17 protein-coding genes are annotated in these 18,248 nt (G+C 38.1%); 8 read left to right on the top strand and 9 right to left on the bottom strand.

The features are described from left to right. Positions 1 to 13: 13 nt before the first annotated feature. A complete protein-coding gene (locus ACVWYN_RS01880; RefSeq protein ID WP_457287120.1) occupies positions 14 to 373 on the bottom strand; it encodes a TM2 domain-containing protein in 360 nt (119 codons plus the stop codon). 11 nt (positions 374 to 384) lie between these two features. Beyond that, entirely contained in the window at positions 385 to 696 is a 312-nt protein-coding gene (locus ACVWYN_RS01875) for a DUF2752 domain-containing protein (protein ID WP_457287119.1), read from the bottom strand. A 77-nt stretch (positions 697 to 773) separates the two neighbouring features. Between ACVWYN_RS01875 and mfd the strand changes: the two genes are divergently transcribed. From mfd to ACVWYN_RS01860, 3 genes are all read left to right on the top strand, one after another. After that, positions 774 to 4,115, top strand: a complete 3,342-nt coding sequence (gene mfd / locus ACVWYN_RS01870; protein ID WP_457287118.1) for a transcription-repair coupling factor — start codon at positions 774 to 776, stop codon at positions 4,113 to 4,115. 5 nt (positions 4,116 to 4,120) lie between these two features. Continuing rightward, positions 4,121 to 4,327, top strand: a complete 207-nt coding sequence (locus ACVWYN_RS01865; RefSeq protein ID WP_457287117.1) for a DUF3820 family protein — start codon at positions 4,121 to 4,123, stop codon at positions 4,325 to 4,327. 71 nt (positions 4,328 to 4,398) lie between these two features. Then, positions 4,399 to 4,635 carry an RNA recognition motif domain-containing protein gene (locus ACVWYN_RS01860; RefSeq protein ID WP_457287116.1) on the top strand — a complete coding sequence of 79 codons (237 nt, stop codon included), beginning with the start codon at positions 4,399 to 4,401 and terminating at the stop codon, positions 4,633 to 4,635. A gap of 74 nt (positions 4,636 to 4,709) precedes the next feature. Here the strand turns inward: ACVWYN_RS01860 and ACVWYN_RS01855 are convergent, their stop codons facing one another. Further along, the gene (locus ACVWYN_RS01855; protein ID WP_457287115.1) at positions 4,710 to 5,516 is read right to left on the bottom strand and encodes a phosphatidate cytidylyltransferase; all 807 of its coding nucleotides are present in this window, start codon (positions 5,514 to 5,516) and stop codon (positions 4,710 to 4,712) included. 25 nt (positions 5,517 to 5,541) lie between these two features. Further along, positions 5,542 to 6,483, bottom strand: coding sequence for a CPBP family intramembrane glutamic endopeptidase (locus ACVWYN_RS01850; protein ID WP_457287114.1), 942 nt, complete (start codon positions 6,481 to 6,483; stop codon positions 5,542 to 5,544). Between the two features lie 53 nt (positions 6,484 to 6,536). Here ACVWYN_RS01850 and dusB point away from each other — a divergent pair, with 53 nt between their 5' ends. After that, positions 6,537 to 7,535, top strand: coding sequence for a tRNA dihydrouridine synthase DusB (gene dusB, locus ACVWYN_RS01845; RefSeq protein ID WP_457287652.1), 999 nt, complete (start codon positions 6,537 to 6,539; stop codon positions 7,533 to 7,535). Next, complete coding sequence (gene apaG, locus ACVWYN_RS01840) at positions 7,520 to 7,906, top strand: Co2+/Mg2+ efflux protein ApaG (protein ID WP_457287113.1); 387 nt, start codon at positions 7,520 to 7,522, stop codon at positions 7,904 to 7,906. The genes dusB and apaG overlap by 16 nt, the downstream gene beginning before the upstream one ends. On the opposite strand, the gene ACVWYN_RS01835 is transcribed toward apaG, so the two are convergent. Then, positions 7,903 to 8,598, bottom strand: a complete 696-nt coding sequence (locus ACVWYN_RS01835; RefSeq protein ID WP_457287112.1) for a zinc metallopeptidase — start codon at positions 8,596 to 8,598, stop codon at positions 7,903 to 7,905. The two genes, apaG and ACVWYN_RS01835, sit on opposite strands and share 4 nt — an antisense overlap. Positions 8,599 to 8,739: 141 nt before the next feature. Between ACVWYN_RS01835 and ACVWYN_RS01830 the strand changes: the two genes are divergently transcribed. Continuing rightward, complete coding sequence (locus ACVWYN_RS01830; RefSeq protein WP_457287111.1) at positions 8,740 to 9,966, top strand: DNA recombination protein RmuC; 1,227 nt, start codon at positions 8,740 to 8,742, stop codon at positions 9,964 to 9,966. Here ACVWYN_RS01830 and thiL read toward each other — a convergent pair. Next, positions 9,963 to 10,997: a thiamine-phosphate kinase gene (gene thiL, locus ACVWYN_RS01825; RefSeq protein WP_457287110.1), complete on the bottom strand. Its 1,035-nt coding sequence runs from the start codon at positions 10,995 to 10,997 to the stop codon at positions 9,963 to 9,965. The two genes, ACVWYN_RS01830 and thiL, sit on opposite strands and share 4 nt — an antisense overlap. Next, entirely contained in the window at positions 10,997 to 11,995 is a 999-nt protein-coding gene (gene nadA / locus ACVWYN_RS01820; protein WP_457287109.1) for a quinolinate synthase NadA, read from the bottom strand. The genes thiL and nadA overlap by 1 nt, the downstream gene beginning before the upstream one ends. A gap of 450 nt (positions 11,996 to 12,445) precedes the next feature. On the opposite strand from nadA, the gene nadB reads away from it, so the two are divergent. Further along, positions 12,446 to 14,032: an L-aspartate oxidase gene (nadB, locus tag ACVWYN_RS01815; RefSeq protein WP_457287108.1), complete on the top strand. Its 1,587-nt coding sequence runs from the start codon at positions 12,446 to 12,448 to the stop codon at positions 14,030 to 14,032. 3 nt (positions 14,033 to 14,035) lie between these two features. Then, positions 14,036 to 14,545 carry a gamma carbonic anhydrase family protein gene (locus tag ACVWYN_RS01810; protein ID WP_457287107.1) on the top strand — a complete coding sequence of 170 codons (510 nt, stop codon included), beginning with the start codon at positions 14,036 to 14,038 and terminating at the stop codon, positions 14,543 to 14,545. Between the two features lie 13 nt (positions 14,546 to 14,558). Here the strand turns inward: ACVWYN_RS01810 and ACVWYN_RS01805 are convergent, their stop codons facing one another. Next, positions 14,559 to 16,190: an Ig-like domain-containing protein gene (locus ACVWYN_RS01805; protein WP_457287106.1), complete on the bottom strand. Its 1,632-nt coding sequence runs from the start codon at positions 16,188 to 16,190 to the stop codon at positions 14,559 to 14,561. 143 nt (positions 16,191 to 16,333) lie between these two features. Beyond that, positions 16,334 to 18,196 (bottom strand): tRNA uridine-5-carboxymethylaminomethyl(34) synthesis enzyme MnmG, encoded by a 1,863-nt coding sequence (gene mnmG, locus ACVWYN_RS01800; RefSeq protein ID WP_457287105.1) that lies wholly within the window; start codon positions 18,194 to 18,196, stop codon positions 16,334 to 16,336. Between the last annotated feature and the right edge of the window lie 52 nt (positions 18,197 to 18,248).

Below are 18,248 nucleotides of genomic sequence, written 5' to 3'. Positions count from 1 at the left end.
CAAATAGTTACTACTATTGCAAATTTGTCATTTTAACCATTTGTAAGCTTTCAAAAACCATACGCTGGTTGTATTCAAAGGCCAGGTTTTTATGGTTAATTAAATCTATAATAGTGCCTATGAAACAAAGCCCTATGGTAAAAAAGTACAGAATCCCCATTCCTATCTGGTTAACAAGAAATCTAGGCAGACCGGGAATAAAAAATCCCAATATACAATACAACACCATATCATCCGGATTTCTCCGCTTACTGCCGTAAATCATTAAAAACCCCCTCAATTGCTGTTCGCTAAACCCAGTAGTTGCAGTTTGTAAGTACGAATATTCTTGAGGCGTAATGCCTGGTAATGACATAAATGGTGAATCAAACATATCTTTATCTCCTATATTAATTTTAATCTTTTTAAATTCTTTATCTCTATTCTTATCAACTCCAAAATTCTGTATACTAATATCAACAATCCAGGTATTCCAAACCAATGCAGCTTTAGGCTCGCATTCAGGTTACCATGAAAAATCTGGGTAATCGCCCTTCCAATTCCGCAGCCAGGGCACCAGTCAAATCCCATTGCAGCCAAGGGACATAAGGTAAAATGATTTTCATGAGTCGTTGCTATCGGCTGTGCTAAAGCCAGCAATGCAATTGCTACCACCCAAAACAATAGCTCTAAAGGCACATAGCTGAGCATTTTCATTTTATCCCTTTTATTTTAGATAGATTAAAGCCTACTTTGTTACAGCTAAAGCTAATCATAAATATTACATTTGTAATGTGAATATCCGCGACCTGATAAACAGATATAAGGAAGATGAGCGTGTCATAGCCTTGGCAAAATCGCTCAACATGGGTAAAGGGACCAAGATCCAGTTAAAAGGACTTGTTGGTTCTGCCGATGCTGTAGCTTCAGTTGCCTCCTATTTCCTCCTTCATAAACCCATCCTTTTCGTCCTGCCAGATCGTGAAGAGGCATCATACTTCCTATCAGACCTTGAAGGAATCATAGATAAAGAAGTTCTATTGTTTCCTTCTTCATTTCGTAAAGCATTTGATTTTACGCAAGTAGATACAGCTAATGTATTGGCGAGGGCCGAAGTGCTTAACGAGCTTAACCACCACTCTGAGTTTGGTAAAATAGTTGTTTCCTATCCTGAAGCAATTGCCGAAAAAGTGATAGACCGTACTGTTCTTGAAAAAAACACACTGGAAATTCGCCTCAATATGAAGTTGAGTATTGATTTTATCAACGAGTTCCTGATAGACTACGATTTTAACCGTACTGATTTTGTGTACGAACCGGGACAGTTTTCTATCCGCGGGGGTATTGTTGATATCTTTTCTTTCTCCCACGATCTCCCTTACCGGGTAGAATTCTTTGGAGATATCGTCGAAAGCATCCGTACATTTGAAATTGAAAGCCAGCTTTCTGTAGAAGATGTAAAAACGCTTGTCGTGATCCCCAACGTTCAATCAAAATACCTCACGGAAAACAACATCAGCATCCTCGATTATATTGACAACGACACCCAACTCTGGTTTAAAGATGTAGAGTTTACCTTAGATATTGTTAAAACAGGTTATAAAAAAGCGGTTGAATTGTGGAAAGCCCTATCGGCAAAAGAAAAGCAGGAAAATCAGGATTGGATAGATCCTAAATTTGCTTTTACAGATGAGAAAATGATGGCAGATATGTTTCAGGAGTTTGTCGTTACCGAATTCGGAAAGCAATTTTTTTATAAAACAGACCACGTTTTTCATTTTGATACAAAGCCACAGCCTTCCTTCAATAAGGACTTTAGCCTGCTTATTCATAACCTCAAAGAAAACGAAAAAGAAAGAACACACAATTTCATATTCAGCTCTTCTCCAAAGCAAACAGAACGCCTTTATGCAATTCTGGACGATATCGACAAAACTGCAAAGTTTACGCCAATCAATATCCCGCTAAGGGAAGGCTTTATCGATCGTCAGCAACACGTTGCTTTTTATACAGATCACCAAATTTTTGACCGTTTCTACAAGTACAAGCTCAAAAGAGGTTATCAGCGTAGCCAAGCCATTACTCTAAAAGAACTTCGTGATTTAAAACCAGGAGATTTTGTAACCCATATAGACCATGGTATTGGTAAATATGCCGGCCTTGAAAAAGTTGAGGTTAATGGAAAAACTCAGGAAATGATCCGCCTTGTATACGCGGATAATGATTTGCTATATGTCAACATCAATTCTTTAAATAGAATTGCCAAGTACAGCGGCAAAGACGGCACTCCACCAAAAATGAATAAACTGGGCACCGAGGCTTGGGACAAACTCAAGAAAACAACAAAAAAAAAAGTTAAAGACATTGCCCGCGATTTAATCAAGCTTTACGCATTGCGAAAAGCGCAGGTAGGAACAGCGTTTGACCCTGATGGTTATCTGGAAACAGAACTCGAAGCTTCGTTTATTTATGAGGATACCCCAGACCAGGTAAAAGCTACCAACGACGTTAAAAGGGACATGGAAGCACCCCACCCAATGGACAGGCTAGTATGTGGTGATGTGGGCTTTGGCAAAACAGAGATCGCTATCCGCGCCGCATTCAAAGCAGTAGCAAACGGTAAACAGGCCGCGATTCTTGTACCCACTACAATTCTAGCGCTTCAGCATTTCAAAACCTTTACAGGCCGCTTGAAAGATTTTCCCTGCACGGTAGATTATATCAACAGGTTTAAAACTGCAAAGCAAATAAAAGAAACCCTGGGTAAGGTGGCCGAAGGAAAAGTAGACATCATCATTGGAACTCACCGATTGTTAAGTAAAGATGTTAAGTTCAAGGACCTTGGCATCATGATTATAGACGAGGAGCAAAAATTTGGCGTAACTTCAAAAGAAAAATTGAGGGCACTTCGGGTAAATGTAGATACCCTTACCTTAACTGCAACGCCAATTCCACGTACACTGCATTTTTCTTTGATGGGCGCTAGAGATCTTTCCATCATGAGCACTCCACCTCCAAACAGGCAGGCAGTAAACACAGAACTGCATGTTTTTAATGATAAACTGATACAAGAATCTGTGCAGTTTGAACTGGATAGAGGAGGCCAGGTATTCTTCATTCACAATCGTGTAAGCGATCTTCCTCAACTAGGTGGATTGATCCAAACCCTGGTGCCACGGGCGAGGATTGGGATCGCTCACGGACAACTTGATGGCGACCAGCTAGAAGATGTCATGCTAGACTTCATTAATGGCGAGAAGGATGTTTTAGTGGCTACTACAATTATTGAGGCCGGTCTAGATATTCCAAATGCCAATACCATCATCATTAACCATGCACATATGTTTGGGTTGAGCGATCTACACCAAATGAGGGGTAGGGTAGGTCGCTCCAATAAAAAAGCATTCTGTTACCTGCTTAGTCCGCCATTGTCAACACTCACATCAGAAGCCAGGAAGCGATTAAGCGCCATTGAAGAGTTTTCAGATCTTGGCAGTGGTTTTAATATTGCCATGAGAGATCTGGATATCCGCGGCAGCGGTAACTTACTGGGGGCTGAACAAAGTGGTTTTATTGCAGAAATAGGCTTTGAAATGTACCACAAAATCTTAGATGAGGCTATACAGGAACTAAAATCAGACGAGTTTAAAGAGCTGTTTAAGGATGAGAAAGAGCGCCCCTTTGTTGCCTTTACCCAAGTAGATACTGATCTTGAATTATATATCCCTGATGATTATGTGACGAATATTACAGAACGCTATAACCTGTATACTGAAGTCTCAAAAATAGAGAATGAGCTCCAGCTAAAAGCTTTTGAAATAAGTTTAAAAGACCGCTTCGGGCCAATACCAGACCCAATTAAAACCATGTTAAATGTCCTGCGTTTGCAATGGGTAGCTAAACAATTGGCCTTTGAAAAGCTAAGCTTTAAAAAAGGAGTGCTTAGGGGCTATTTCATTACAGATAAGCAATCTCCCTTTTTTGATTCCACCATGTTTAATAAAATATTACTGTTTGCTCAAATACATCCTCGTCTTTGCAATTTGAAAGAAGTTAAAGATAGCTTACGGATTGCATTTGACAACCTAAACTCGGTAGATGAAGCCGTTGAAATGCTCGAAATGGTTATTAAATAAGTAAGATGAATCCACAAATTTTAAAAGACCTGGTAACTATAAAAATGCCTTTTGGCAAATATAAGGGGCGTATCATGTGCGATCTCCCTGAACCATACCTGGTGTGGTTTCATCAGGAAGGATTCCCGCCGGGGAAACTGGGCGAAATGATTGCTACCCTCTATGAGATCAAACTAAATGGTCTTGAATACCTTTTAAAACCATTACGATAGAAATCATCACTAAGACAATATTTCCAAACAACAACCGTTACTAAAGCAGGCTCTAATCTGCCCACCACCAAATGACTAAAATTTTCGTCGGAGGATTAAGCTCCGAAATCTCTGAACTTGAGCTAGTTGGCTTTATAAGCGCTTACGCTTCCGTTAGCACAATAAAAGTAGTACGTGATCGAGTCACAAAAAAGTGCAAAGGTTATGCTTTTCTGGAAATGGAGAGTAAATCTGAGGCAGAAAAGGCCATTGAACTTGTAGACGGGCTTCAATATAAAGGAAATCGCCTTACGGTAAAAGTAGCATAGCGTTATACAATCTAAAACGATTGTAAAACACATCTGCAACAGCTAATTTGTGATAAATCCTGCTTCTTAAAGAATTAATTTAATATGAGGTAGATATAAGCGTATACCACTGGAGCGGCTAGTAGTAAGCCATCAAAACGATCCAGAAAACCCCCATGTCCAGGCAATATATTTCCGGAGTCTTTAGCATTCAGACTACGCTTCAACATAGATTCAACCAAGTCGCCAAGTGTGCCGAAAGAAGCAATCAAGATAGCCATTCCAGCCCATAGCAGCGACCCCATATCCTTAAAGAAATAGGAGAGGATATACGACACAAGTACGCTGGTGAGCATGCCGCCAAAAAAGCCTTCCCAGGATTTCTTTGGAGAATGGCGCTCAAATAGCCTGGTTTTACCCCACTTTGATCCAAATAAATAAGCGCCCGTATCATTAGCCCATAACATGAGTAAGAAAGACAATGGAAGGTGAAAATTATAAGTCTCGTTTACCATGAACCCCAAAGAATAAAAGAAACAGAATGGTGCTGTTACATAAATAAACCCTACAAAAGTGTAGGATATATTAGCAAAAGGAATTTTCTCTTTCTTATACAATTCGCTAATAAATACTGAAAATATTAAGGGAACGAGTAATAGAAGATACTTACTTTCCAATTTTAAATAATGGAATCCTGCCGTCACTAGAAATATAAGTGCTGCTGCTGCAATTGCTATATTTCTGTGTGGTCTGATGCCAGCAGTCTTTATCAGGGTAAAAAACTCATAAAGGGTGGCCAAACTTAAAATGAGATAAAAAACAGAATAGGTATAACTCCCCAAAAAGATGGAGCCAAGCATGACTATCGTAAAAAAGAATGCGGTTATGGCGCGTGTTTTCATCTCGTTTTATTTAAGCTTATTTGTATTATAAAAGGGTAGTAGTAGGTTGTTTTACGGTAGGCTTACTCTGATTCTTAAATAGTTGAAATAGTGCAATCGTTATCATAAAACTAATCAGGTAACCATACCAATGGAAATGTGCGGTGTTGTCCACCTCATCTAACGGCATATTATGTTTTTGCATGTAATAGGCCTGGCAAACCGCAATCGCATTGTTTAAAAAGTGCGCCAGAATGCTGCACCATAAACTTCCGCTCCAAACATACAAGTAACCGAAACCTGCTCCCAGTAAAAATCTAGGCAGAAAGCCATAGAACTGCAAATGTATAGCACTGAAAATAAACGCTGAAACCCAAATTGCAATGTGAGTATTATTAAACATCCTAATTAACGTGCGTTGAACGGCGCCCCTAAACATAAATTCTTCCGAAATTGCAGCTACAAACGCCACTAAAAATATATTGATCAGGAAATCTTTTAAACTGTCCATTTTAAGCAGGAGTAGGGTGGTTTGCTTCAATGATTCCTCACTTTGTTTCATCCAGTTCTCCAGTCCGCTTAAATAGCCGGGTAAACTCATTTGCTGGTTTATTAATGCAGTCCACTCCATTACCGGCATGCTTACTAACATGATCAATAAAACAAGACCTCCTAGCTTTACGCCTGGTTGTTTTATATTGTAAAATACACTCAATTTCTGTCCCTCCGTTAGCGAAAGCAGAAAGGGGGGAATTAAAAATAGTCCTGCCGATTGTGCAAATAACAATATTTGTAATGCGGGTCTGTACTTGATATCTCCACCTGTTAATATCAATGGATTTCTAAACAGCTCCATTCCGTAAATCGCAAAAAGAACCCCAAAAGCCAATATAATGCATATTACCATCCCCAATATAGCATAAGCTACCAGCATTAGTAACTGCAAATAAGGACTATTTTCTTGTCTTGACTTTTGTATGGAATTCATTATTTTTAAAGTTTGTACCTTTGTACCTTGAAATTTGGTTTGAAGATAGAGAAATGTCTGTAAAGATAGGAAATATTGATCTTGGTGAGTTCCCTTTGTTGCTTGCTCCTATGGAAGATGTAAGCGACCCGCCATTCCGTTTTGTTTGTAAGCAAAACGGGGTAGATATGATGTATACTGAATTTATTTCATCTGAAGGGCTAATTAGAGATGCCGCTAAGAGTAGGGCTAAACTTGATATTTTTGAATATGAACGCCCGATAGGTATTCAGATTTTTGGTAGTGAGATTGATCATATGCGCGAAGCTACAGAAATAGCAACAGCCGCTGGTCCTGATTTGATGGACATCAATTACGGCTGCCCTGTAAAACAAGTGGCTTGCCGCGGTGCGGGGTCTGCTTTGTTGCAAGACGTCGATAAAATGGTTAAAATGACCGAAGCTGTAGTTAAAGCAACACATCTTCCTGTCACAGTAAAAACCAGACTTGGCTGGGATGATACAACAAAAAATGTAGAAGAGGTTGCAGAAAGACTTCAGGATATCGGGATTCAAGCGCTCACCATACATGGCAGAACAAGGGCACAACTTTATAAAGGAGAGGCAGATTGGTCATTGATCAGGCAGATAAAGCGTAATCCAAGAGTTAAAATCCCTATTTTTGGAAATGGTGATGTAACCAGTATACAGAAAGCAGCCGATTGGCGATTGGAGTTTGAAGTAGACGGAATCATGATTGGTAGGGCAGCAATAGGCTACCCATGGATATTCAGAGAAATTAAACACTTCTTTAAAACAGGTGAGCTGTTGCCGGGCCCAACAATTGAAGAGCGCGTATCTGTTTGCCGAACACACTTTGAAAGATCAATTGACTGGAAGGGTCCAAGGGTTGGAATATTTGAAATGAGACGTCATTACGCCAATTATTTTAAAGGAATACCTGATTTTAAAAACTACCGGATGAAACTGGTAAAAGAAGAAAATATTGAAATAATTCATAGTATATTGGACGAAATAGCAGACAAATATCAAGAACTATGGTTACAGCTATAACTCAAGGAGTAAAGATTTCCGTGGAAACAAGTTATCAGGAAGATCAATCCAATCCGGCAAACGATTATTTTATGTTTGCCTATCGCATAACAATTGAAAATTTAACAGATTATGCTATACAGCTCAAAAGAAGACAATGGTTTATCTTTGATTCTAGTGGCGCACAGCGCGAAGTAGAAGGAGAGGGGGTAGTTGGTTTACAGCCAATACTAAATCCTGGAGAAACCCATTCTTACGTATCAGGTTGTCAGCTATCTACCGAAATGGGAACCATGAGTGGTAATTATTTGATGCAACGACTGGCAGATAATGATACTTTTACTGTTAATATTCCTGAATTTGAACTGATTGTTCCATATCGTTTAAACTAGTTTTTGTTCTTTCCAAACAATATAGATAGGTAGTATATCAGGTTGGTCATTGCTCCTAATGTCGAAATAACATAAGTCATAGCAGCCCACCATAATGCGTCCTTAGCTTGCTCATGTTCTTCTGCAGTATATAAAACTACGCTATTATTCTTTAGCCATATTAATGCCCTTCTGCTTGCGTCAAATTCTACAGGAAGGGTAATCACACTGAACAAAGTAATCAATGCTAGTCCCGCAACTCCAATAGTCAAAACAAACGGATTAAAAGTAAAGGCAATAATTAACAAGCCTATAATCAATACCCATTGTAATAGGTTAGAGGTAAGGCTTACCAAGGGTACCATATTTGTCCGTAAATTCAACCAGCTATAAGATTTAGTCTGTTGCACGGCATGGCCACACTCATGTGCAGCAACTGCTGCTGCCGCAACACTTCGTCCATAATAAACGTCAGTACTTAAATTAATCGTTTTCTCTTCCGGGTTATAATGATCAGACAACTGGCCTTCTGTACTCATCACCTTAACGTCGAATATGCCGTAATCATGCAACATTTTTTCTGCAACTTCTTTTCCTGAAAATCCTGAGTTTAATTGCATTTCTGCATACTTTGAAAATTTACTTCTAAATCGCCATTGCACAAACATGCTTAAAATCAGAACTGGAATTATTAACAGCAAATAAATTCCCATTATCGTAAGTGTATGTTTTTCAGATGGAGTAAATCAAAAAGTGTTCCCTTTTCTCAACATAAAGAAAAATCTTTGGAAAGGCTATACTATTACCTGTTGACAATTAGTTTTTTATTGTCGTTTTTTGTTAAAAATATTAGCATGGAAATTACTGTTATAGGTGTATTGATCACAATTTTAGTATTCTTATTTTTTTATAGATTACTAAATTCAGTAAATAAAGAAAAAAAGGTTCTTCAGGAAGAGGTTATGGAACTTCGTTTGAACTATATGAACGAACGGGATAAAGTGATTAAGGCTGAGCAGCAACTTTTATCCCAGTCCGAAAAGCAGACTCAACAAGAAAAATATATAAATGACCTCCAATACCGATTTAAATTGGAGTTTGAACATATAGCCAATAAGATATTAGACGAAAAATCTGCAAAGTTTACAGAAACAAACAGGACTAATCTTGATAGTATACTAAGTCCGTTAAAGGAAAACATTAGAGCTTTTGAAGAAAAGGTAGAGAAGGTATACAAGTCAGAATCAGACGAACGAAATATTCTTAAAGGCGTAATCAGCCAATTGATGGATCAAAGTAAATTGATTAGTGAAGAGGCAGGAAATTTAACAAGGGCACTAAAAGGCGACAATAAAAAGCAAGGCAACTGGGGTGAAATTATTTTAGAAAGGATACTGGAACGTTCAGGCCTGGTGCGTGATCGGGAATACAGGATTCAAACCAGTCTCTATCACCCAGATGGAAACCGGCTTCAACCTGATGTTATCTTAGACTTACCTGATGATAAGCATGTAATTATTGATGCAAAAGTTTCACTTATTGCCTACGAACGTATGCTTTCTGCAGAAACTGATGATCAAAGGGATAATCACCTAAAACAGCACATCCTTTCTATTAAGACACACATACAAGGTTTATCCAACAAAAATTATCACGATCTGTATCAGATCAATTCACCAGATTTTGTATTGCTTTTCATTCCAATTGAATCTTCTTTTGGTATAGCCGTTCAACAAGATGCAGAACTTTTTAACTATGCATGGGATAGGAAAGTCGTTATTGTAAGTCCGTCAACGCTTTTAGCTACGCTGAGAACAATTTCCAGCATATGGAAACAGGAAAGGCAAAATAGGAATGTATTGGAAATTGCCCGTTTAAGCGGAAGTATGTATGACAAGTTTGTCGGCTTTTTAGTCGATATGGAAGGTATAGGTAAAAATATAAGACTTAGTCAGGATGCTTATGATAAAGCCATTAAAAAATTAAGTAAAGGCTCTGGTAACCTAGCTAGTACTTCAGAAAAGATTAAAAAATTAGGTGCCAAAGCTACCAAGCAAATTGACACCAAATTTTTAGACTAAAATGCCTTCCAACCCTGGGCTTTAATATCATGTACTACATTGGATTTAGATATCATTTTACATCCTGAATTTTTATCTGTAATGTGTCCAATAATAGTGATATCCACATCATTTTTCAACTTGCTATAATCACTCTGTTTAATGGTAAAAAGCAACTCATAATCTTCGCCACCACTTAGCGCGCAAATGGTTGGATCCAACCCTAGTTCTCTAGCTGTATCATAAGTCACCGGATCTATAGGAATCTTCTCTTCATAAAGATTACAACCTTTATCAGACTGCTCACAGATATGTAGTATTTCTGAGGCTAACCCATCAGACACATCAATCATTGAGGTTGGCTTAATATCCATTTGCGCTAAAAGATCAACAATATCACGTCTTCCTTCAGGTTTCAACTGTCTTTCAATGATATAGTCTTTTCCTTCAAGGTCGGGCTGGATATTTGGATTTTCCAGATATACCAACTTCTCTCTTTCTAATATTTGTAAGCCTACATAAGCACCACCCAAATCACCTGAAACGCACAATAGATCACCTTCTCCAGCACCATTTCTATAAGTAACGTCTTTCTTTTCTGCAAAACCAATGCTGGTTACACTAATAACCAGTCCTTGTTTACTGGTAGAGGTATCACCACCAATCAAATCAATATTAAATTTATTGCAGGCCAGTTCTATTCCTTTATAAATTTCTTCTACAGCCTCTAGCGGAAACTTGCTCGATAAGCCTATGCTAACAGTAATCTGAGTAGCAACACCATTCATTGCATAAATATCGCTTAGATTGACTTGTACTGCTTTGTAACCCAAATGCATGAGCGGTACGTAGGATAGATCAAAATGTATCCCTTCCAGTAAAAGATCTGTTGAAATTAGTACCTGCTTGTCCTCAAAACTCAATACAGCTGCATCATCCCCTATTCCTTTTATACTGCTATCGTGTCTAATTTTAAAATTAGTAGTCAGGTGTTTGATCAAACCAAATTCACCCAATTCTGCTATATCCGTAGTTTCTTTATTTTCAAACATTATAATCCTAATTTTGCTGATATCTCCAGCATTCTTTCTATTGGTTTTCTTGCTGCTTCAATAATATGTGCAGGTACTGTAACTTCCGGCGTACCATTTTTAAGACATAAATAAAGCTTTTCAAGTGTATTTCTTTTCATGTATGGGCAATCATTACAAGCACAATTATTGTTAGGTGGGGCAGGTATAAATGTCTTATCCGGATTGGCTTTCTCCATTTGATGGATTATACCACTCTCAGTTGCTACAATAAATTCCTTAGCCTCGCTATTCGTGGTATATTTCAATAAACCTGTGGTGGAGCCAATATAATCTGCCATGCTCAAAACTGCTTCTTCACATTCCGGATGGGCAATAAACTTAGCATTTGGATGGCGCTCTTTCAATTTGGTAATCTTCTCTCTGGAAAATATCTCATGTACCATGCAGGCACCATTCCATAAAACAAGATCGCGACCAGTCTTCTTTGCCACCCAGGCGCCCAGATTCTTATCTGGACCAAAAATGATTTTTGTATCTTTTGGCAAACTCTCTACAATCTGAACTGCGTTTGTAGAAGTGCAAACAATATCACTCAACGCTTTCAATTCCGCAGTACAGTTTACATAAGTAATCACCACATGGTCAGGGTACTTTTCTTTAAATTTCCTGAACAAATGAGGGGGACAGCTATCGGCTAAAGAACAGCCTGCCTTTACATCCGGCAGTAAAACCTTTTTATTTGGTGATAAAATCTTAGCTGTTTCGGCCATGAAGTGAACGCCTGCAAAAACTATTACCTCTGCTTCTGTTTTTGCTGCTTCTTGAGAAAGTCCTAAACTATCTCCAATATAATCTGCAATATCTTGTATATCAGGTTCTTGATAGTAATGTGCAAGTATAATTGCATTCTTTTGCTTTTTTAGTTTTTCAATCTCATCAAACAGATCAAGGGTCGGATCAATTTTTTCATCAATAAATCCTTTCCTGCTTAATTCTTTTAATGTGTCCATTTCCATCTCTCTTTATTTTGCTTTTAAGTTCTGTTTGGCATTTGTAAAGGTAAGTTCTTTCAACAGATCAATAAATAATAATTATTTAATATAAATAGATTTCTATTGTTTATTAGTGTGTTGGTATTGTTTGTAAGTAATGGATTTTAATGGTATAATTTGACTTACTCTAAACTTACCAACAATTAAAGTGTTATTCTTTTTTGAATTTTAGCTGATTTACAACGTAATGTTATTTGATACAAAAACTTATCAATAGGGATATGTTCATTCTTAACAGCTGTGCAAAAAGTTAATAAAGTCCACAAAGTTGCTTAAAAATAACTTAAATAATTGTGTCAGATTATCATTTTAGAGTAGCTTTAAACATTCAACAATACTTGCTCTATTTGTTTAGACATTAAGTTAACACTTATTGTGGAGTTGTTAACAAAGTACTTATAACTGTAATATTTAATGAGAAAAGTCGATTTTTTAGTGATAGGGTCCGGTATAGCTGGATTAAGCTTCGCACTCAAAGCAGCTAAGCACGGTAAAGTTCTGATAGTTACAAAGTCTAATGAGGATGAATCTAATACGAAATACGCTCAGGGTGGGGTTGCTGTTGTAGTTGATAAAGATGATTCTTTTGAAAAGCATATTGAAGATACACTAATTGCTGGCGATGGTTTATGTAATGAACATATAGTAGAAATAGTTGTTAAAGAGGGACCACAGCGCATACAGGAGATCATTGATTACGGAATTAACTTTGATAAAAACCAAACTGGTGTATATGATTTAGCGAAGGAAGGGGGTCATTCTGAACATCGTGTTTTACATTATAAAGACGTTACCGGTTACGAGATTGAGAGTGTGCTGCTAAAGCAGATTCATCAGAATGTGAACATAGAGATATTAACACATTACTTTTGTTTGGAGTTGATCACACAGCATCACCTTGGTAAACATGTTGATAAGAGTACTACAGATATTGAATGTTATGGTATATATGCCTTTAATACAGAGCTTAACGATGTGGAAAAGATTTTGGCCAATGTGACTATCCTTGCCTCTGGTGGTGCAGGTCACATCTATTCGAGTACCACAAACCCAGTTATTGCTACAGGTGATGGAATGGCAATGGTATATCGTGCGAAAGGCAAATTGAGGAATATGGAATTTATTCAGTTCCATCCAACTGCTTTGTATAACCCGGGAGAATATCCATCCTTTCTTATTTCTGAAGCGGTGAGGGGATTTGGTGGTGTGCTCAGAAGAAAAAATGGGGAGGAGTTCATGTATGAATATGATAAGAGAGGCTCTTTGGCTCCTCGTGATATTGTTGCCCGGGCAATAGATTCTGAAATGAAAAAGTCGGGAGAAGATTTTGTTTATCTTGATATAAGAAACAGGAGCAAGGCTGATATTTTGAATCATTTCCCTAATATATATGCAAAGTGCTTATCTATTGGAATAGACATGACTAAAGACCTCATTCCTGTAACGCCCGCTGCGCATTACATGTGTGGTGGTATTTTGGTAGATGAGAATGGCAGGTCTTCTATCAATAATTTGTATGCATGTGGGGAATGTTCTTCAACTGGTTTGCATGGTGCAAATAGATTGGCTTCTAATTCTTTATTAGAAGCGCCTGTTTTTGCACATAGAATATTCCTTGACGCCGTTGCTACTTTTAGAAATAATGTGATTCCTGATCATATTCCTGAGTGGAACGCCCATGGCGTAACACAGTCAAATGAAGATATTTTGGTGACTCATAATTTAAGGGAAACTCAAAAATTGATGAGCGATTATGTTGGAATAGTACGGTCTGACTTTCGTTTGGAGCGTGCCATGCGAAGGTTATTTCTCTTGCACCAGGAAACGGAGGATTTTTATAAAGAGAACAAGGTCTCCGTTAAATTGTGCGAACTTCGCAATGTGATCCAAGTAGCCTTTATCGTAATAAAGTCCGCTATGGCAAGAAAGGAAAGTAGGGGCTTGCATTTTACGACAGATTATCCCAGTCACATGGACCACCTAACAGATACCGTTTTTTAAGTTATGGCTATACTATTACCAGTTAAAGGAGTTCATCCTGTTATAGGCGAGAATAATTTTATTGCGCCAAATGCCACTATTGTCGGTGATGTTACTTTAGGCAAGAATTGTTCGGTATGGTTTAATGCAGTCATTCGCGGTGATGTAAATTTTATTCGTATTGGTAACGACACCAATATCCAGGATGGTGCAGTTATACACGCCACTTACTTAAAGGCAGGAACGACTATTGGCAATTGGGTATCTGTAGGGCACAATGCCATCGTACATGGCTGTATTCTTGAAGATCATGTTCTGGTAGGAATGGGTGCAATTGTGATGGATAATGCAGTGGTAGAAGAATATGTAATCATTGCTGCAGGAGCTGTCGTATTAGAAAATACACATTGCGAAAGCGGATTTATATATGCAGGGACTCCCGCAAGGAAAGTTAAAGCCATTAGTGATGCGCAACGCGAATTGTTAAACAAGTTGCCCGACAATTATATTATGTATTCAGACTGGTTTAGATAAGCTACAGGCATTGTTATTGCTCTTTTGGAATAACAATGGTTTCATTGCGTTCCCAATTTGGCCTGATGGACATTTCTTTAGGCTCGTTCCATACCCTTTCTGGTTGTAATTTCAGCAAAACGTTACCTGTATCCCAAATTCCGTTTTTGTTCGTATCGTATGTAATCCTTAGAAAGTATTTACCAGATTTATAGTTTTTGAACGTAACAGTTGTGTCTTGCCTGACAACCAGGGTATTTACTGGAACGTTCGTTTCATTCAACACCTCTAGAATATAGCTCTTATTGTTTTCTGGTACGGTAATCTTCGTAATAAGTGATCCATAATCTTCCCTGCTTCCTAACTTAAAAGACTGATTAAATTCCTTGTTCTTAACACTGAATATACCGGTGAATGCTCCCGCACCATACTTAATGTCATAAGATTTCTTTGTCTTCCAGGGATATCTTAGATAGTATGTTAAGAAGTCTATGCTGTCTTTTGTTATACTAAAGTTAGTCATGGGCACAGAGTCTTCCAGCAACGTAATTTTTGTTGTGTCAATTTGGTCTACCGGAAAATTAAAGGTTAGTCTCAATGCCCTATTTGGATTTAATATTGATCCCTCCAGGTTCCCTGCGGCAGTAAGCACCCTGGTATATGTTTCTTTTTTTCCCCTGGTAAGTGTGGTTGTCTGCAGCAGCTTGTTCTGGTCCTTAATACTTATTTTGACAGAATCGAACCCCAAACCGGTCAGCCATAATTTAAGTGAATCGTTATGTTTACTGAACTTATATTTTTTAGAAACATCAAGATCTGTTGGCTCCAATACAATTACTTCTGGCTTCTTTAGCTTCTGGTTAAAGGTAAAGTTGATGCTGCCATCTTTGTCTAATTTTCTGTCAAGTATCCTGAAAACTGTTGCATCTTCTTTAAATAATTTCATATTCATACTATCCACATTTTTAGTCAAAACGAGGGAATCTTTGATAAATCCGATTTCATCAGTAGGCTGTTGATATATTTTATCACCGTTGGTTTCTTTCAGTGCGTAAATTCTATAGGTATCTTTCCTAAGATTGCTGAGCTTGAAATTTCCGTTGCTATCAGTTCTGGTGTAGATGGGGGGCTTACCCTTTCCAAATAAGGTATCCCTGTTAAGTGGTAAAATAAATGCTATAGCATCAAGTTCGGGCTTTCCGGTTTTAGAATTGGTTACTCTGCCGCCTATGCTTAGTGAATCAAGTTCCGGGCCTGTTGCAAAAACATAAGTGAAGTTTTTAATCGCATTGTTCTCATTGATGTCAACAATAGCTTTCCCAAAGTTCAAAGTGTAAGTAGTGTTTTTTTCCAGCGTATCTGTAAAAGTTATCTCCAAATGCTTTTGCTTTACTTTTAAAGTAGGAGCAATATTCAACTCTGGAGATATTGAGAATTCTTTGACTTCGTTTGCAATTTTAAAGTACTCATCAAACTCAATTATAATTTTCTTTTGAGCAAAATTGGTAGTTAGGTTTTTTGGGCTCATTTTTAACGCCACCGGTGGCGTGATGTCTCTTGGCCCTCCCTGTGGTTGTTGTATGCTAGCGCAGCCATATATAAAAAGACAAATGCCAATTATTGATGCAAATGTTAGCTTTAAGCTATAGATGTTGTTTTTTCGCATTTAAATGAGCCCTGTTAGGTTTTTATGTGGTTTAAATATAACTAATCAAATAATAATTATAGCGGCTTAAACGCGCTTAAAACAAGCGAGTTGTTTTTGCTTTGAATTATTTTATAAGTTGTTCTTTGTCAGTACTTTAAGTATTATTTTGCAATATGTACCATTAAAACTGAAATATCTGATGGTGATACTCCTGAGATTCTTGATGCTTGACCCAGTGTTCTTGGTTTTATCTTCAAAAGTTTCTCACGAGCTTCTTTGGATAGCGACCCTAATTTGGAATAATCGAATTCTGGATTGATATCCTTGTCTTCCATCTTTTGCATTTTGTTTACAATCTCTTGTTCTTTCTCAAAATAGCTTTCGTACTTAATTTTTATTTCAGCTTGTTCTATTGTTTCTTTGTCAAAATCATTAAGTATCTCATTTAACGGATTGCTAACTTTCCTAATGTCATTAATGCCAACCTGAGGCCTGGTCAACAAGCTAATTATTTTAACGTTTTGACTCAGCTCGCTTGTGCCAAGCTCTGCTAGAAGCGAATTTGCTGAAGTCATTTCTATTCCTTGCTTTCTGGTAAAGTCTACGATGGCATCAGAGTTGGCAACTTTAGCTTTTACTATCGCTAAGCGCTCGTCATTAATCAAACCTAGTTTATGACCAATAGGAGAGAGGCGAATATCAGCATTGTCTTGTCTTAATAGTAAACGATGTTCTGCTCGTGATGTAAACATCCGATACGGTTCTTCAGTTCCTTTGGTAACAAGATCGTCAATTAATACGCCAATATAGGACTCTGATCTTTTCATGATCAGTTCTTCTTTATTCCAAACCTTTTGGTGGGCATTAATTCCTGCAATGAATCCTTGACTGGCCGCTTCCTCATAACCTGTAGTTCCGTTAATTTGACCTGCAAAATAGAGGTTTTGTACTAATTTAGTTTCTAATGTAAGCGATAGTTGTGTAGGTGGAAAGTAGTCATACTCTATGGCATAACCAGGCCTAAACATTTTGGCATTTTCAAATCCAGGTATTTGTACGAGTGCTTTATATTGAACATCCTCGGGTAGAGAGGTTGAGAAACCATTTACATAGATCTCACAGGTATCCCATCCCTCTGGTTCAACAAATATTTGATGTCTTTCTCTTTCCGCAAAGCGATTAATTTTATCTTCTATAGAGGGGCAGTACCTCGGCCCTAAGCCTTTTATTCTGCCCGTAAACATAGGGGATTTTTCAAAACCTTCCTTTAAAGTTTCGTGTACATTCGCATTGGTATAGGTAATCCAGCAGCAGCGTTGTTGTTTAGGAAGGTCAACGTTAGTGTAAGAGAACCTTCCTGGGTTTTCATCTCCCCATTGCTCTTCCATCAAAGAGTAATTTAAAGAACGACCATCCACTCTTGGTGGAGTGCCTGTTTTCATTCTGCCCGCTTCAAAGCCATAGCTGGTCAATTGCTCAGTTATTCCTGTTGCAGCTTTTTCTCCTGTTCGGCCACCACCAAATTTTTTTTCTCCGATGTGTATTAGACCATTTAGAAAGGTGCCATTGGTTAAGACAACACTCTTCGCTTTAATCTCTACGCCAATGGATGTTTTAACCCCTTTAACCGCGCCATTTTCTATGATAAGGCTGCTTACCATGTCTTGCCAAAAGTCTACGTTAGGCGTACGCTCTAGCGCTAATCTCCATTCTTCAGCAAATCTCTTTCTGTCGTTCTGACTTCTAGGACTCCACATTGCGGGACCTTTAGAAAGGTTAAGCATTCTGAATTGTAGGGTTGTTTTGTCGGCGATGATTCCTGAGTATCCACCCATCGCATCAATTTCTCTGATGATTTGTCCCTTTGCTACACCTCCCATGGCAGGATTACAGCTCATTTGGGCAATAGTCTCCATGTTCATTGTTACCAGAAGCACCGAGGAGCCAAGATTAGCGGCCGCAGCAGCAGCCTCACAACCTGCATGACCAGCACCTACAACTATCACATCGTATTCTTTAAACATATCCTATATTCTAGTATGTTTCACGTGAAACCCATTCGGTAACGTTTCACGT

This window comes from Pedobacter sp. UYP24 (genome assembly GCF_054057295.1).
Note: the sequence above shows the minus strand (reverse complement) of the source record. Positions and strands in the feature narration are given on the sequence as shown.

What these genes read in the sequence shown, in the direction of transcription:
- ACVWYN_RS01860 (WP_457287116.1), top strand. Translation starts at nt 4,399, where the DNA reads ATGACTAAAATTTTCGTCGGAGGATTAAGCTCCGAAATCTCTGAACTT.
- mnmG (WP_457287105.1), bottom strand. Translation starts at nt 18,196, where the DNA reads ATGTTTAAAGAATACGATGTGATAGTTGTAGGTGCTGGTCATGCAGGT.
- ACVWYN_RS01810 (WP_457287107.1), top strand. Translation starts at nt 14,036, where the DNA reads ATGGCTATACTATTACCAGTTAAAGGAGTTCATCCTGTTATAGGCGAG.
- ACVWYN_RS01865 (WP_457287117.1), top strand. Translation starts at nt 4,121, where the DNA reads ATGAATCCACAAATTTTAAAAGACCTGGTAACTATAAAAATGCCTTTT.
- apaG (WP_457287113.1), top strand. Translation starts at nt 7,520, where the DNA reads ATGGTTACAGCTATAACTCAAGGAGTAAAGATTTCCGTGGAAACAAGT.
- ACVWYN_RS01830 (WP_457287111.1), top strand. Translation starts at nt 8,740, where the DNA reads ATGGAAATTACTGTTATAGGTGTATTGATCACAATTTTAGTATTCTTA.
- thiL (WP_457287110.1), bottom strand. Translation starts at nt 10,997, where the DNA reads ATGTTTGAAAATAAAGAAACTACGGATATAGCAGAATTGGGTGAATTT.
- ACVWYN_RS01880 (WP_457287120.1), bottom strand. Translation starts at nt 373, where the DNA reads ATGTTTGATTCACCATTTATGTCATTACCAGGCATTACGCCTCAAGAA.
- ACVWYN_RS01875 (WP_457287119.1), bottom strand. Translation starts at nt 696, where the DNA reads ATGAAAATGCTCAGCTATGTGCCTTTAGAGCTATTGTTTTGGGTGGTA.
- ACVWYN_RS01850 (WP_457287114.1), bottom strand. Translation starts at nt 6,483, where the DNA reads ATGAATTCCATACAAAAGTCAAGACAAGAAAATAGTCCTTATTTGCAG.
- nadA (WP_457287109.1), bottom strand. Translation starts at nt 11,995, where the DNA reads ATGGAAATGGACACATTAAAAGAATTAAGCAGGAAAGGATTTATTGAT.
- dusB (WP_457287652.1), top strand. Translation starts at nt 6,537, where the DNA reads ATGTCTGTAAAGATAGGAAATATTGATCTTGGTGAGTTCCCTTTGTTG.
- ACVWYN_RS01835 (WP_457287112.1), bottom strand. Translation starts at nt 8,598, where the DNA reads ATGGGAATTTATTTGCTGTTAATAATTCCAGTTCTGATTTTAAGCATG.
- nadB (WP_457287108.1), top strand. Translation starts at nt 12,446, where the DNA reads ATGAGAAAAGTCGATTTTTTAGTGATAGGGTCCGGTATAGCTGGATTA.
- ACVWYN_RS01805 (WP_457287106.1), bottom strand. Translation starts at nt 16,190, where the DNA reads ATGCGAAAAAACAACATCTATAGCTTAAAGCTAACATTTGCATCAATA.
- ACVWYN_RS01855 (WP_457287115.1), bottom strand. Translation starts at nt 5,516, where the DNA reads ATGAAAACACGCGCCATAACCGCATTCTTTTTTACGATAGTCATGCTT.